Source organism: Bradyrhizobium sp. WSM471 (assembly GCF_000244915.1).
GTDB lineage: Bacteria > Pseudomonadota > Alphaproteobacteria > Rhizobiales > Xanthobacteraceae > Bradyrhizobium.
Genome location: NZ_CM001442.1, coordinates 5,391,036 through 5,404,548, shown reverse-complemented (window position 1 = coordinate 5,404,548; position 13,513 = coordinate 5,391,036). Strand labels below are relative to the sequence as shown.

At 64.4% G+C, this 13,513-nt stretch carries 13 protein-coding genes; 5 read left to right on the top strand and 8 right to left on the bottom strand.

Going from position 1 to position 13,513, the window contains the following annotated elements:
• Positions 1-21 precede the first annotated feature (21 nt).
• Both BRA471DRAFT_RS24525 and BRA471DRAFT_RS24520 read left to right on the top strand, forming a co-directional pair.
• On the top strand, positions 22-1,308 hold the full coding sequence (locus BRA471DRAFT_RS24525) for a serine hydrolase (protein WP_007612109.1): 1,287 nt from the start codon (positions 22-24) through the stop codon (positions 1,306-1,308).
• Between the two features lies 1 nt (position 1,309).
• A complete protein-coding gene (locus BRA471DRAFT_RS24520) occupies positions 1,310-2,569 on the top strand; it encodes a serine hydrolase (RefSeq protein ID WP_007612108.1) in 1,260 nt (419 codons plus the stop codon).
• Positions 2,570-2,674: 105 nt separating this feature from the next.
• On the opposite strand, the gene BRA471DRAFT_RS24515 is transcribed toward BRA471DRAFT_RS24520, so the two are convergent.
• From BRA471DRAFT_RS24515 to murI, 6 genes are all read right to left on the bottom strand, one after another.
• Positions 2,675-3,742, bottom strand: a complete 1,068-nt coding sequence (locus BRA471DRAFT_RS24515) for a low specificity L-threonine aldolase (RefSeq protein ID WP_007612107.1) — start codon at positions 3,740-3,742, stop codon at positions 2,675-2,677.
• Positions 3,743-3,830: 88 nt separating this feature from the next.
• Positions 3,831-4,448 (bottom strand): 30S ribosomal protein S4, encoded by a 618-nt coding sequence (gene rpsD / locus BRA471DRAFT_RS24510; RefSeq protein WP_007612106.1) that lies wholly within the window; start codon positions 4,446-4,448, stop codon positions 3,831-3,833.
• Positions 4,449-4,645: 197 nt separating this feature from the next.
• The gene (locus tag BRA471DRAFT_RS24505) at positions 4,646-5,413 is read right to left on the bottom strand and encodes a hypothetical protein (RefSeq protein WP_007612105.1); all 768 of its coding nucleotides are present in this window, start codon (positions 5,411-5,413) and stop codon (positions 4,646-4,648) included.
• Between the two features lie 105 nt (positions 5,414-5,518).
• Positions 5,519-5,902, bottom strand: coding sequence for a cupin domain-containing protein (locus BRA471DRAFT_RS24500; RefSeq protein WP_007612104.1), 384 nt, complete (start codon positions 5,900-5,902; stop codon positions 5,519-5,521).
• Positions 5,903-5,974: 72 nt separating this feature from the next.
• The gene (locus BRA471DRAFT_RS24495) at positions 5,975-6,748 is read right to left on the bottom strand and encodes an HpcH/HpaI aldolase/citrate lyase family protein (RefSeq protein ID WP_007612103.1); all 774 of its coding nucleotides are present in this window, start codon (positions 6,746-6,748) and stop codon (positions 5,975-5,977) included.
• Positions 6,749-6,810: 62 nt separating this feature from the next.
• Positions 6,811-7,608 (bottom strand): glutamate racemase, encoded by a 798-nt coding sequence (murI, locus tag BRA471DRAFT_RS24490; RefSeq protein ID WP_007612098.1) that lies wholly within the window; start codon positions 7,606-7,608, stop codon positions 6,811-6,813.
• 173 nt (positions 7,609-7,781) lie between these two features.
• Here murI and BRA471DRAFT_RS24485 point away from each other — a divergent pair, with 173 nt between their 5' ends.
• A complete protein-coding gene (locus BRA471DRAFT_RS24485; protein ID WP_007612097.1) occupies positions 7,782-8,330 on the top strand; it encodes a cytochrome b in 549 nt (182 codons plus the stop codon).
• Positions 8,331-8,396: 66 nt separating this feature from the next.
• Entirely contained in the window at positions 8,397-9,038 is a 642-nt protein-coding gene (locus tag BRA471DRAFT_RS24480) for a glutathione S-transferase family protein (RefSeq protein WP_007612093.1), read from the top strand.
• Positions 9,039-9,056: 18 nt separating this feature from the next.
• Here BRA471DRAFT_RS24480 and BRA471DRAFT_RS24475 read toward each other — a convergent pair whose 3' ends face one another.
• Together BRA471DRAFT_RS24475 and BRA471DRAFT_RS24470 are read right to left on the bottom strand one after the other, a co-directional pair.
• The gene (locus BRA471DRAFT_RS24475) at positions 9,057-9,863 is read right to left on the bottom strand and encodes a Crp/Fnr family transcriptional regulator (protein WP_007612089.1); all 807 of its coding nucleotides are present in this window, start codon (positions 9,861-9,863) and stop codon (positions 9,057-9,059) included.
• 278 nt (positions 9,864-10,141) lie between these two features.
• Positions 10,142-11,251, bottom strand: coding sequence for a hypothetical protein (locus BRA471DRAFT_RS24470; protein WP_007612088.1), 1,110 nt, complete (start codon positions 11,249-11,251; stop codon positions 10,142-10,144).
• Between the two features lie 269 nt (positions 11,252-11,520).
• Here BRA471DRAFT_RS24470 and BRA471DRAFT_RS24465 point away from each other — a divergent pair, with 269 nt between their 5' ends.
• Positions 11,521-13,428, top strand: a complete 1,908-nt coding sequence (locus BRA471DRAFT_RS24465) for an acyl-CoA synthetase (protein WP_007612087.1) — start codon at positions 11,521-11,523, stop codon at positions 13,426-13,428.
• Positions 13,429-13,513: the final 85 nt, after the last annotated feature.

Sequence of the window (13,513 nt, the reverse complement as noted above, 5' to 3'; positions counted from 1 at the left end):
GCCATGTTCCGGGGAGGGGATATGATTTCACAGTCTGGACTGCGTGCGCTGGTCTGCGCCGCGCTTGTGTCGTTGGGTACGATGTCGTTCGCGCGGGCGGAGGGCACCTACGAGATTCCGGTCGGCGCGCATTTCAATCCGGACAAGCTCGCGAGGATCACCGAGTTCTTCAAGAACGAGGTTGCGATCGGCAAGATCGCCGGGGCAAACGTCCTCATCAAGCAACATGGCAAGCCCGTCTACCACGAAGTCTTCGGCGTGCAGGACGCGGTCAGCAAGGCGCCGATCACCGACAAGACGATCTTCCGCCTGTTCTCGATGAGCAAGGCGATCACGTCCGTCGTCGCAGTGAAGTTGATCGAGGAAGGTACGATCAAGCTCGACGATCCCGTCTCGAAATACATTCCGTCCTTCGCCAATGTGAAAGTCGGCGTCGAGAAGAAGACCGAGGACGGCACCAAGTCGCTCGAGCTCGTGCCGCCGAACCGGCCGATGACGGTGCACGATTTGATGACGCACACCTCGGGCGTCACCTACGGCTTCTACGGCGACAGCCTCGTCCGCAAGGCCTATCGTGAGGCCAACATCTATGCTGGCGATTTCGATCTCGCCGAGTTCGCCGAGCGAATCGCAAAACTTCCGCTGCACAACCAGCCGGGCGCGCTGTGGCAATACGGCCATTCCACCGACATCCTGGCGCGGGTCATGGAAGTCGCGGCCGGCAAGCCGCTCATCGAGATCGAACGGGAGAAGCTGCTGGACCCGCTCGGCATGGTCGACACCGGCTTCTTCGTCACCGATCCTGAGAAGCAGAAGCTGCTGGCGCAGCCGGTGCCGAACGACAGCGATTTCCGGGTCGGACGGATCAACGATCCGACTGTCGTCAAGAAAATCCAGTTTGCCAGTGGCGGTATGGTTACGACCATGGCGGATTATGAGCGCTTTACGCAGATGCTGCTCAACGGCGGCAATTTCGACAGCAAGACGATTCTCAAGCCCGAGACGTTCAAGCTGATGGTGACCGACCAGATCGGACCCAAGTCGGGCGTCGATCGCGATTATTTCTATTTCCCCGGCGACGGTTTTGGTTTCGGTCTCGGACTTGCGGTCCGCACCGACCCCGGCAACGCAAAACCGCCACCGCCCGGCGATCTCGGCGAATTGAAATGGGACGGCGCCTCCGGCTGCTATTTCGTGATCGACCCCAAGCAGGACATGTTCTTCGTGCTGCTGGAACAGACCCCGACCGAGCGCCAGCGCGTGCAGCGAACATTGAAGCAGCTGGTTTATGAAGCGATGGAGAATTGACATGTTCGGGCGCCGCGCATTGGTCGCGGCGCTCGTGCTTCTGTTCGGAGTCGTTGGTGCGAAGGCCGGCTCCGAGCGCGCCGCGCACAATCTCTCGCCGGAAGGCCTGGCAAGAGTCTCCGACTACATTCGGAAAGAGATCGCCGCTGGCACGTTTCCGGGCGCCATCCTGCTGCTCCAGCAGCACGGCAAGCCGGTCTACTACCAGAATTTCGGCGTCCGCGACGTCGCGACCGAGTTATCGATGAGCGCGGATACGATCTTCCGCCTCTACTCGATGTCGAAGCCGGTCACCTCAGTCATGGCGATGATGCTGGTCGAGGAGGGCAGGCTTACGCTCGACGATCCCGTCGCAAAGTACATTCCGGCCTTTGGCGGGATGAAGGTTGGCGTCGAGAGGAAGGCCGAGGACGGCAAGGTTGCGCTGGTGCTGGAGCCGGTGAATCGCCCGGTCACGATCAAGGACCTGATGCGTCACACCTCGGGGCTGCCTTACGGCTATCAAGGCGGCGGCGCGGTGCGCGAGCTCTACGCGGACGCCAATCTCTTCAACAGCGAACTCACCAACGCCGACTTCGTCGCGAAGATCGCCGCGCTGCCGCTGGTCGAGCAGCCGGGCACGGTGTGGGACTACGGCTTTTCCACCGACGTGCTCGGCCGCGTCATTGAGGTGATCTCCGGAAAGACGCTGCTCCAGTTCGAGAAGGAGCGGCTGCTCGATCCCCTTGGGATGACCGAGACCGCGTTCTTCATCGCCGATTCCGCCAAATTCCCGCGCATCGCCGAGCCGATGCCTGGGGATCGCAACATCAATCCGACAACGCAGGTCCGCGACATCAAGCGGCCCACGAGATGGGAATCGGGCGGCGGCGGCATGGTCGGCACGATTGGCGACTATGCCCGCTTCGCACAGATGCTGCTGAGTGGCGGCACCTATGACGGCCGGCGCTATCTGAAGCCAGAGACCATCGCGCTGATGGCCTCGGATCATATCGGGCCGGAGACGAAGATCGCGCGCGACCAGAACTATTATCCGGGCGGATCTTCCGGTTTTGGTCTCGGCTTCGCCGTGCGCACCTCGGTACCCCCTGGAACGGCGTGGCCGCTCGGCGAATATCGCTGGGACGGCGTCGGGGGCACGTTCTTCTTCATCGATCCCGAGGACGATCTGTTCGGGATCTTCATGGTGCAGACCCCAACGCAGCGCGGCCGGATTCAGCTGGCGCTGAAGACGCTGATCTATCAGGCGATGGGGCGGTGAATCGCCGATTTGTTTGTAGCCCGGATGAGCGCAGCGACATCCGGGATCCCTGCGCGTGAAGTCCCGGGTATCGCTGCGCTCACCCGGGCTACGGGACTGCTCGACTTACGCTCCGCGCACGATTTCGCGCACGTAGCCGATCGTCTCCTCGATCTGGCTGGCATTGACGTCGAGATGGGTGCAGGCGCGGATGCGGCCGTCCATCATTGCAAGCGTCACGCCGCGTTGGCGCAGCGCCGCGACCATCTTGTCGCCGGGAATGCCGGCACCATCGGGCTTGAAGAACACCAGGTTGGTCTCGGGCTCCTGCACCTCGATTCCTGCGATCTGCGACAGACCGCGGGCGAGCGCGCGCGCATTGGCGTGGTCGTCGGCGAGCCGCTCGACATGATGGTCGAGCGCGTAGATGCAAGCCGCCGCGCAGATTCCGGCCTGTCGCATCGAGCCGCCGAGCCGCTGCTTCCACTGCCAGACCGCATCGATGAAGGCGCGCGAGCCTGCCAGCACGCCGCCGATCGGCGCGCCCAAGCCCTTCGAAAAGTCGATCCAGGCCGAATCCCACCCGGCGGTCATGTCGCGCGGCGAGATGCCGCTCGCGACAGTGGCGTTGAGCAGGCGCGCGCCGTCCATGTGGGTGACGAGGCCATGTTGTTTCGCGATCGCGACGATCTCGTCGAGCGCAGCCTTCTTCCAGATCGTGCCGCCGCCGATATTGGCGGTCTGCTCGACGCTGACCACCGTCTGTGGCGGCTGGTAGCGCGTGCGCGGATGCAGCGCTCTGCGAAAGGTCTCCGGCGTGAACTGGCCGTCGGGTCCCTTCAATTGCGTGACTTGAAAGCCGCCGATCGCGGCATGCGCGCCGCCCTCGCGCGCGATGATGTGGGCGCTCTCATGGGCGAGGATCTCGTCGCCGGGGCGGCAATGCACCAGCGTCGCGGTGACGTTGCACATCGTGCCTGACGGCATGTACACGGCGGCTTCCTTGCCGAGCAACTCGGCGACGCGCTCGCACAGCGCGTTCACGGTCGGATCGTCGCCGACCTGCTCGTCGCCGACCTCCGCCCGCGCCATCGCCTCGCGCATCGCAGGTGTCGGCTTGGTCTGCGTGTCCGAGAGCAGATTGATGCGCACCGGCGGCGCTTTGGGGTCGATCGGGGGAGGGGTGTAGAGCATGCGACGCCTCCTGAAGGCAAACGGCCAATGAAGTGTGGCTCTTAAGCAAAAAGGCCCCGGCGAACCGGGGCCTTTCGATATTCAGATCTTAGCGCGAATAGAATTCGACGACCAGATGCGGCTCCATCTGCACCGGGAACGGCACGTCGGAGAGGTGGGGGATGCGAATGTATTTCGCGGTCATCTTGCCGTGGTCGACTTCGAGATAGTCGGGGGTGTCACGCTCGGAGAGCTGGCTGGCTTCGAGGACGTGGGCGAGCTGCTTCGAGGCTTCCTTGACCTCGATCACGTCGCCGATCTTGACCAGATAGCTCGAGATGTTGACCTTGCGGCCGTTCACCTTGACGTGGCCGTGGTTGATGAACTGGCGCGCGGCGAAGATCGTGGAGACGAACTTGGCGCGGTACACGACCGCGTCGAGACGGCGCTCGAGCAGGCCGATCAGGTTCTCGCCGGTGTCACCCTTGAGGCGGCTGGCCTCGACGTAGATGCTGTGGAACTGACGCTCGGAGATGTTGGCGTAATAGCCCTTCAGCTTCTGCTTGGCGCGCAGCTGCACGCCGAAGTCGGAGAGCTTGCCCTTGCGACGTTGGCCATGCTGGCCGGGGCCGTATTCGCGGCGGTTCACGGGGCTCTTCGGGCGGCCCCAGATGTTCTGGCCCATACGGCGATCGAGTTTGTACTTCGCCTCACTGCGCTTAGTCATCGCGTCCTCTTCAGGTACATGGTTTGAGGAAACGCGCCCTCCTGTGTGACGGGCTAGCCCGGCACTGACAGGTCCGATCCCCAAAGCTTAAGGGACGGGACCGCGGGTCGCGAAACGCTTCGCGGGCCGAAATCGGCCCGCGAGCAAGCGGCTTTTAGGGGGATTTGGGGCTCGCTGTCAATGCGAATGGCCTGAAATCACGTCCCGACCGCCCGGATCGGCTTGGGGCCCGCCGCCTGCAATTCGGCAGCGATTTCAGTGTTCAGGACCTGTTCCAGCCGGGTCAGGACCCGGGCGATTGGGGCGCCATCGGTGACCCGGTGATCCCAGCGGATTACGACATGGATGGTCTGATCAGGCCCGACCACCCCATAGCTGACGATGAAAGGCCCCGGTGTGATGGGGTGAAGCTCGCCGCCGCCATAGGCGGCCACCGAGCTCACCGCGAAGCTGCCGAACCAGTTGCCGCGCTGCCGGCCGAAGTTCAGCCCCATCGCCCAGGACAGCCGCCGCAGCGGCAGCGGCAGGCGGGTGGCCCGCATGATCTTGCGGAACATGGGAATTTCGTCGATCGGGGCGGTCTTGGCGCGCCGGATCTCGGCGTCGACCGCAGCCAGCGTCATGGCCTCGGGAGCCGCGATTCGCTGCGGGATCACGCATTCCTCGCCGCCCTCGACCCGGGCAATGGCCACCGACGCCACGCTCGTCGGCAGCTCGTAGAGCGACGGCCAGGGCCATTTGGCATAGACGGTACGCAGGACCGGCTCGTCCCTGGCGACGAGGGCAAAAGCCTTGACGAACATGGCCGCCCAGCCGGCTGGCGCCATCGCGCCCGCGCGAGCCTCCAGCAGGGGGCCGATATCGAGCGAACGTGAAAGCGACACGAAGGGCACGCCCATCGAGGCGTGCATGAGGTCGATAATCAGGCGACGCGGCAGCGAAATGGTCTTGGGAGTCCCGCGCATCGCTCTTTGGTTTCCCCTGATTAAAATTTGTGCAGCGAGCGGGGGTCCCGCTCGCCGCCTGCTCTAGCACGAACCAACGAGCTCAGGGCCGGTCGGTTCGCCGCATCAGGGCGCCGGCGAGGCCAGCGGCTTGGTCTTGTCGACGACGTAAACCCCAAGCACCTTCATAGCCTTGTCGCCGTGGGCTTTGGCGTCATGCACGACGCCTGCCGGGATCTGGTAGGAATCGCCGGCTTTCAGCGTCTTTTCCGGCTGCCCGTCGATGAGGAGATTGAGTTCACCTTCGAGCACGTAGCCGGTCTCAATGCCCGGATGGGTATGGCGTCCGGCCGAGCCGCCCGCCGGGACTTCCGCGATGGCGGTGACGGTGTTGTAGCCATCCGGAAATTCGACCTTCTGGAGCGGGGTGCGCTTGATGCCGGGCTGCTGGGCGAAGGCCGCAACAGCGAGGCTGGTGAAGGCGACAGCGAGCAAAGTCTTTTTGAGCATGGTTTTTCCTCCCTGGAACGGCCGACCCTAGCAGCGCCGCTGTTCCCGGCAAGTTGGCAATCGGCTTCGCCGTCAGCGCTTGATCCCTTCGAACGCCGCCATGATGCCGCGCTGGAACAGCGACCAGTCGAAACCGAGTGCGATCGCACGGTAGCCGCGATCGACCAGGGCGTTGGCCTGATCTGCGGTACGCGCCACGCCGCCGATCGGCACGCCGCTTCTGAGGATACCGGCCTCGGCCCGCGCCACCAGCTCCAGCAATTCCGGATCGTCCATCTGTCCGCGCTTGTTGATGGAGGTGGCGAGATCGCCGGGGCCGATCACGGCGACGTCGATGCCGGGCGTGGCCATGATCTCGTCGATGCGGTTGACGGCGTCGACGTGCTCGATGGTGATCATGCAGATCATCTCGTCGTCGGCACTGGCCATGTAGTCCGGCATCGACTGGCCCCAGCGGAATGGCGCATGGAACGGACCCCAGAGCCGATCGCCGCGTGGCGGATAGCGCACGCTGCGCACCGCTTTCTCAGCCTCCGCGCGATTGGTGATCATCGGGAAATTGATGCCGAAGGCGCCGATGTCCATCGGTGCCTTCGCAAGCCATGGCTCGTTAGCCGCGATCCGCACCAGCGGTGTGCAAGGTGTGCCGGTGGTGGCCGCGATCATCGCATGAGCTTCGGTCAGTCCAATCGGCCCATGCTCGAGATCGACGATGATCCAGTCGAGTGAGCGCGCCATGATCTGCACGGTCTGCACGCTCGGGATCGTCGCGATCGCGCCGAAGGCGGGACGACCCTCGCGCCAGAGCTGCCGGAGACGGTTGAGCGGCGTGGTCGGGACGGACATGGGGAAGAACCTGCAAGAAACGACGACGGCGGAGCCTAGCAGCGCGCCGTCGAGGCGCAAGGTCAGGCCGGAATGCGGCCGCCGAAGAACGGCATCAGCGCGGCCGAAAGACCATGCACGCGGTTCGAGGTGAAGATCATCTCGGCGCCGGATTGCGCGATGTCACCGGTGTGCGGACCGAGTAGATCCGAGACGCGGCGGGCGATCGCGGGCGCCGGATCGATCCAGTCGACCGGCCAGGGCGCGAGCTTTTTCAGCCGGTCGAGCAGCAGTGGATAATGCGTGCAGGCTAGCACGACGGTGTCGGTGCGTGCGCCTGCGTCCCCGGCATCGCCGACGAAACACGGGGCGAGCTCGGCGAGGATGGCGTCGTCGCTGACGGGAGAGCCGCTGAGCTCGGCTTCAGCCAGCGCGGCCAGCTCGGGCGAGCCGACCAGTGTCACCTCGCAACCCTGCGCGAAATCGCGGATTAGCGCCTTGGTGTATTCGCGCTTCACCGTGCCCTTGGTGCCGAGCACCGACACGCGCCGGCTCCTCGACTGCGCGCAGGCCGGCTTGATCGCCGGCACAGTGCCGACGAAGGGCAGGGAATAAGCGGCGCGCAGATGCGATAGGACCAGGGTGGACGCCGTGTTGCAGGCGATGACGACGAGGTCAGGATCGTGCGTGCCGACCAATTCCCCCATCAGCGGCACCACGCGGGCGATGATCTCGTCCTCGCTGTGGTGGCCGTATGGGAAGAAGGCGTCGTCCGCGACGTAGACATAATGCGCGTCGGAGCGCGCGGCCACGACCTCACGCAGGACCGTGAGCCCGCCAAGGCCGGAATCGAACACCAGAATCGTCGGAGAATTGGTCACGTGATCACTCTAGCCCGACATGGTTACCATTCGGTTTTTGGGGCGGTTTTGCGGCAGGGGCGCTGAGGGCCAATTTGGAACGATTCAATTTCGCGATTGCCGCATGGTCCCGCTATCAGCTGCCGTACTGCGGTGCGGATAGGGACAGGCCCGCAAAACTCCGGAGCGCCGACATGATCAGAAATACCAGCAGCGGCTGGGGCAGCATTTCCAGATGGCTGCACTGGAGTCTGGCGCTGACCATCCTCGGCATGATCGGCTTCGGGTGGTGGATGAACCACATCCCGGCGCGTCCCGACCGTTTCTTCTACCGCTCGATCCACGCCGATATCGGCTACGTGATCCTGCTGCTCACGGTGCTGCGCCTGGTGTGGCGCCTCGTCAACCCGACGCCGACCATGCCGGCCGAGGCCTCGCGCTGGCAGAAGGTCGCGGCCTATGTCAGCCACGGTGCGCTCTACCTCGCCGTCATCGTCGTCACCATGCTCGGCTGGGCGCATTCCGGCGCGCACGCACCTGATTATTCGGATTTCTTCGGCCTGTTCCACGTGCCGCAATTCACCGCTCCCGACCGCGCGGCGGCGGGCGCCTATGAAGACCGCCACATCCTCTTTGCCTATGTGCTGCTCGCCTTGATCGCGGTTCACGTGATCGCCGCCCTGTGGCACCATTTCATCCGCCGCGACCGCGTCGTGGCGCGGATGGTGACGGACGAGGCGTAATCGCAACCGCTCCTGTGCGATCTCGTGGCACATCCCACGTTCTGCTTCATCTCTTCAGGAGGCCTCATGCTCACCGTCCATCATCTCGGCAAGTCGCAGTCCGAGCGTATCGTCTGGCTGTGCGAGGAACTGGGGATTCCCTACGAGCTGAAGCGCTATACGCGCGATCCCGTCACCATGCTGGCTCCGGCCGAGTACAAGGCGCTGCATCCGATCGGGGCGGCGCCTGTGATCACCGACGGTGAGCTGGTGCTCGCGGAATCCGGCGCCGTCGTCGACTACATCGTTGCAAAATATGGCGACGGCCGACTCGTGCTCGGTCCCACTGATCCCGCCTTCGCGCAGTTTCTGTATTGGCTTCATTTCGCCAATGGCACCCTGCAACCCGGCATGGGGAGGATGATGATCCTGAGCCGGCTCGATCTCGCCAAGGACAATCCGACCCTGCTCGCGATGAAGGGGCGTCTCGATCGGGCCTACGATCTTCTCGACGCAAGGCTTCGCGAGGCCGAATATCTTGCGGGCAGCGCCTTCACGACTGCCGACATCATGACGGTGTTCTCGCTCACCACGATGCGCTACTTCCAGCCCTATGACCTCCAGCGCTGTCCGGACGTGGTCAAATATCTCGGCCGCATCAGCGCGCGGGCGGGCTACCGGCGTGCGATAGAGAAGGGCGATCCGGGCATGGCGTTGCTCTTGGACTGAACGGCGGCGTGCAGGCTATCAAGCGATCCTGTTCGTGGTCGCCGTCCGCTCCGACGCCAGCTGCTTCTGCAAGCGATCGATGTTCTGCAGTAGCCGCTGGCTGGTCAGCACCAGGAAGTAGTAGCCGAACTGCGGATCCTGGAAGTAGATCTCGAGCAACCGGTCATAGGTAATCGTCAGCACCTGCCCGTCTTCGATGCATTCAATCGTTCCGGTGCGCCGGTTGCCCGGCGTGAGGAAGCCGAGCTCGCCCATCAGCGCGCCCGGCATGATCTCGATATTGATCTCCTTGACCAGGAACTTGCCGGTGACCGTGAGGAGCATCTCCTTGGCTGGATCGCCGAGTTTGAACAGCGTGTCGCCGCGGCGATATTTGCGTTCGGTCATGAACGGCTTGAGCCATTCGATCGACATGTCGCCTTCGGCCGCATGGCGCGCCTTCTTGACGAGCTTGAGCATCTGCCGCAGGCGCAAGGCGTTGATCGGTAGCAGCAGGAGATAGAGCAGGAAGGTCGAGACGTTGGCGGAGAGCGCGCCGAAGACGGCAAAGAACGCGCAGCCGACCATGTTGGCGACGCGCAGCGGCACCATGGTCCGCATCAGGAGCGTGGCGACGAAGAAGCCGGCCCCGACCGCGGCGAACATATTAGCCAGCGTGATGTTCTGGACGAAGATCTCCAGCATCCGATTGAAGATCGAGTCATAGGTGACGTTGTTTGGATCGAGGCCCATCTGGACCAGGATCTTCGCGATCCTGAGGTTATCCGTCGCCGCCTCGAGAATGCGGTCGAGGATCGACGAAATGTCTGCGCTGCCGGACGGCATGGTACTATCCCCGCGTAAGGCCTTCAGTCCCGGTCGGTCTTCTCGACACCTATAGCCGAAATCGAACGACGACCTCTTGAATGAAGCTTTCGGCCGCCGTGCCGCAAGAGGCAAATTTTAGCCTGATCGGGCGTTTCGGCAATTGCCTGTTTGGCGGTGCGTATGACCGTGGCGCGCCCGCGATTCGGGGGCCACCGGCTACGAGCCTCGGCGTGGTGGACCTCGGCGGTCGACGGGGCGGGGCGGGACCAGGCGTGGGCGGGGGGCGATCCCCCGCCTCAGGGCTTGGCGGGCGGCACGACCTGCTGCTCGACCAGGCCGAGGTGCCCCGGCAGCGAACCGGCGCGCAGCAGCATGGCGACGCTGTTTGCTTCCTCCAGGGTGAAATTGCCGGAGATCTGGCCAGAGCCGCCGGTGATGGGCTCGCGGATTATGGGGGCGGAGATCACCTTGCCGTCGAGCACGATGGCGAACGGCTTTGCGATATTCTCCTCGGTGATGTGGGCAAAGCGCCGCGTGCCGCGGCCGTTGAAGCGGAACGAGGCGATCGGCTCTTTCGTGGCGCTCGCAAATCCCGGGCCCGCATAGCTGATGTCGTCGCCGTCGAGCACGCTGTCCTTGGCGACCAGATAAAGGCTCTTGTCCTTGAAGCCGGGCAGGACTTCCGTGCCTGTCGGCGGCGTGCCGGATTGCGCCTGCTCCGGCGGCATCGAGAGGTCGATCAGGCGGAAGCCGACCTTGACCCTTCGGGCGAAGACTGCGGTGACGCGCTCGGGCTCCATCACGCCGGGCAGGAAGATTCGGATGCGGTCGGTGCCATCGGGCTGGACGCTGGCGAGCTGGACGCCGGCCTCCTTCAGACGCTGCTCGATCATGGCGATGGCATCTTCGACGAGTTCGTGCAACCGCGCGGCGGATGCCGCATTCGTCGGCGCGAGCCTGACGAGTCCGTCGCTGCCGTCGGTCACGGCGAGTGCATGCGACGGCAATCCTTCCGCCGCTGAGGCGAGCTTGCGCGCGAGTTGCTCGCGGCCCTTGACGTCGGCAATCTTCAACTCGACGCCGCCGTCGCGGATCGCAAGACCGGAGAAGGCGATCTTGCCCTCCCGCAGGTTCTTGTAGACGTCGTCGCGCAAATCCGTGACGACGCTCTCGCGCAGGCCATCGGTGTCCACCTTGTAGACGATGCGTGACCCGCCGAGCTTCTCCATCTGGTCGCTGATGAAGGCCGAGATCTTGGCGCGCATCTTGTCGAGCTGGCCATCCTCCGCGAGCGCCGCGCGGGGCAGGGCGATCACCGATGTCATGATCACCGATGTCAAGATCCCCGTGGTGACGGCGAACGTGATGAACAGCCGGGTGGCGCAATCCCGCGGGGGCGTAGTCATGATCACCTCAAGTCTTGCGGCAGGGCGCTGGCAACGGCGCTGGCAAGGAAGCCGGCATGTGAGTCCGATGCCAGTTCTTGGTCCCCGGATCGGGCGCGCAGGTTCAAAGGCCTTTGCCAGAGCCCATTGTCGCCGACGGTAGGTCATGGACGAACGCCAAATCATCCATCATTCTGGCCCTGCTCGGCCGGCCATCGGTCGAGGCCCCGCCAACCCCAAAGTCAAAAGACAGGGCGCGGGGACATGCATCTGAGGGAGGACGGAATTTCATGGCGGGCATCCACGCGCTCGATCGGCTCATCGGCAGCGACTATCCGGACCTGGCGACGGACGCCGAGGTTCGAGCCTTCGAGCAGGTCCCCTACGTCGATCGCGTCGCGGCCGAGAGCACTTACGACGCCATCAGACTGGGTGCGGGCCGTAACCCCGACGGGCCGGCAATCCAGTTCCTGCAAAATGCCGATCCGGCCGACACGCCGGTCGTGGTCGCATACCGCGACCTCATCGCGCGCGTCACGCAGGCCGCCAACATGTTTCACGCGCTGGGCGTCGAGAAGGGCGACGTCGTCAGCTTCATGCTGCCGCTGGTGCCCGACGCCTTCGTAACGCTGTTCGGCGCGGAGGCCGCCGGCATCGCCAATCCAGTCAACCCGCTGCTGGAGCCGCACCAAATTGCGGAGATTCTGGAAGCGGCGAACACAAAAGTCCTGGTGGCGCTCGGGCCGATGCCGGGCACCGACATCTGGCAGAAAGTCGAGCAGATCAGGCCGCAACTCAAGCATCTCAAGGCGATCGTACAGGTGTTCGGTGGCGGTGACCCGGGGAAGGGAGTCTTTGCTTTCAGCGACCTGATCAAGCAGCAGCCTTCGGACCGCCTGATCAGCGGACGAAAGATTTTGGGCAGCGACGTCGCCGCCTATTTCCACACCGGCGGCACCACCGGCACGCCAAAGCTGGTGCGGCACACCCATACCAACCAAGTCTATCAGGCCTGGGCGCTCAATCTGCTGCTGAAGTCGAAGCCGGGCGCCAACATGCTGTTCGGCATGCCGCTGTTTCACGTCGGGGGCTCGCTGACGCAGGTGCTGACGACGCTGTCGGCCGGCGGTTCGCTGGTCGTGCTGTCGCCTAGCGGATGGCGCAATCCGAATTCCGTGAAGAACATCTGGGGGCTGGTCGAGCGCTTCAAGCCGGAGGCGCTGTCGAGCGTCCCGACGGTACTCGCCGCGACGCTCGCTGTGCCGCCTGGCAATGCGGACATCTCCAGCCTGAAATATGCAGCCGGCGGCGGCTCCGCGATCCCGGTCGCGGTCGGGTCTGCAATCCAGGACAAGCTCAAGCTGCCGGTCGTCGAGGTCTACGGCATGACCGAGACATCGAGCGTTCACACGCTGGCCTATCGGTCGCGGCCGATCCGGCTCGGTTCGGTCGGCCTTCCCATGCCCTACGCGCGCGTCCGCATCGTCCAGCTCGATGGCGAGGGCAAGCTGATCCGCGACTGCGCGCCGGACGAGATTGGCGTCGTCATCATGGCCGGCCCAGGCGTGTTCGGCGGCTATCTCAACGACGAGCACAACAAGGGTGCCTTCGTCGATGAAGTCTGGGTCAATTCCGGCGATCTTGGCCGGCTCGATGCCGACGGCTATCTCTGGATCACCGGCCGCGCCAAGGATCTCGTGATCCGCGGCGGCCACAACATCGATCCGGCGCCGATCGAGGAGATCATGTTCCGGCATCCTGCCGTCGGCTTTGCCGCGGTGGTCGGCCAGCCCGACGCCTATGCCGGCGAGCTGCCGGTGGGCTATGTGCAGCTGAAGCCGGGCGCGACCGTCGAGCCGGGCGAGCTGGAGACGTGGGTGCGCGAGCGCACGCCGGAGCGCGCGGCTGTCCCGGTGCAGGTCATCCCGATCGATCCAATGCCGGTGACGGGCGTCGGCAAGGTGTTCAAGCCGCAGCTGCGCTGGGACGCAGCCCAGCGCGTGTTCACCAAGGTGCTGACACCGCTCACCGAGCGCGGCATCGACTGCAAGGTCAGGGTCGGCGCTCACGGCAGCCACGGTTCGATCGCCACCGTGACGCTGGCGGGCCTGCCGGCGGATCGGCGCGAGGCGGTTGCGAGCGAGGTGCACGCACTGCTTGCACCGTTCGTGATGCGCCACGAGGTGGTGCAAATGTAACGGGCTCAACAGACGGCTTCGGCCGTCAGCTGCGAAAGCAGGGCGACGCTTCGCCGCATTATCCATACGCCCGATAGAGCCCCTA

Bases quoted from the DNA above. Each gene is read 5' to 3' on its own strand.
- BRA471DRAFT_RS24515 (WP_007612107.1), bottom strand. From the start codon at position 3,742: ATGCTCTACACCCCTCCCCCGATCGACCCCAAAGCGCCGCCGGTGCGC.
- BRA471DRAFT_RS24505 (WP_007612105.1), bottom strand. From the start codon at position 5,413: ATGCGCGGGACTCCCAAGACCATTTCGCTGCCGCGTCGCCTGATTATC.
- BRA471DRAFT_RS24475 (WP_007612089.1), bottom strand. From the start codon at position 9,863: ATGCCGTCCGGCAGCGCAGACATTTCGTCGATCCTCGACCGCATTCTC.
- BRA471DRAFT_RS24465 (WP_007612087.1), top strand. From the start codon at position 11,521: ATGGCGGGCATCCACGCGCTCGATCGGCTCATCGGCAGCGACTATCCG.
- BRA471DRAFT_RS24520 (WP_007612108.1), top strand. From the start codon at position 1,310: ATGTTCGGGCGCCGCGCATTGGTCGCGGCGCTCGTGCTTCTGTTCGGA.
- BRA471DRAFT_RS24495 (WP_007612103.1), bottom strand. From the start codon at position 6,748: ATGTCCGTCCCGACCACGCCGCTCAACCGTCTCCGGCAGCTCTGGCGC.
- BRA471DRAFT_RS24470 (WP_007612088.1), bottom strand. From the start codon at position 11,251: ATGACTACGCCCCCGCGGGATTGCGCCACCCGGCTGTTCATCACGTTC.
- BRA471DRAFT_RS24525 (WP_007612109.1), top strand. From the start codon at position 22: ATGATTTCACAGTCTGGACTGCGTGCGCTGGTCTGCGCCGCGCTTGTG.
- BRA471DRAFT_RS24500 (WP_007612104.1), bottom strand. From the start codon at position 5,902: ATGCTCAAAAAGACTTTGCTCGCTGTCGCCTTCACCAGCCTCGCTGTT.
- BRA471DRAFT_RS24480 (WP_007612093.1), top strand. From the start codon at position 8,397: ATGCTCACCGTCCATCATCTCGGCAAGTCGCAGTCCGAGCGTATCGTC.
- rpsD (WP_007612106.1), bottom strand. From the start codon at position 4,448: ATGACTAAGCGCAGTGAGGCGAAGTACAAACTCGATCGCCGTATGGGC.
- BRA471DRAFT_RS24485 (WP_007612097.1), top strand. From the start codon at position 7,782: ATGATCAGAAATACCAGCAGCGGCTGGGGCAGCATTTCCAGATGGCTG.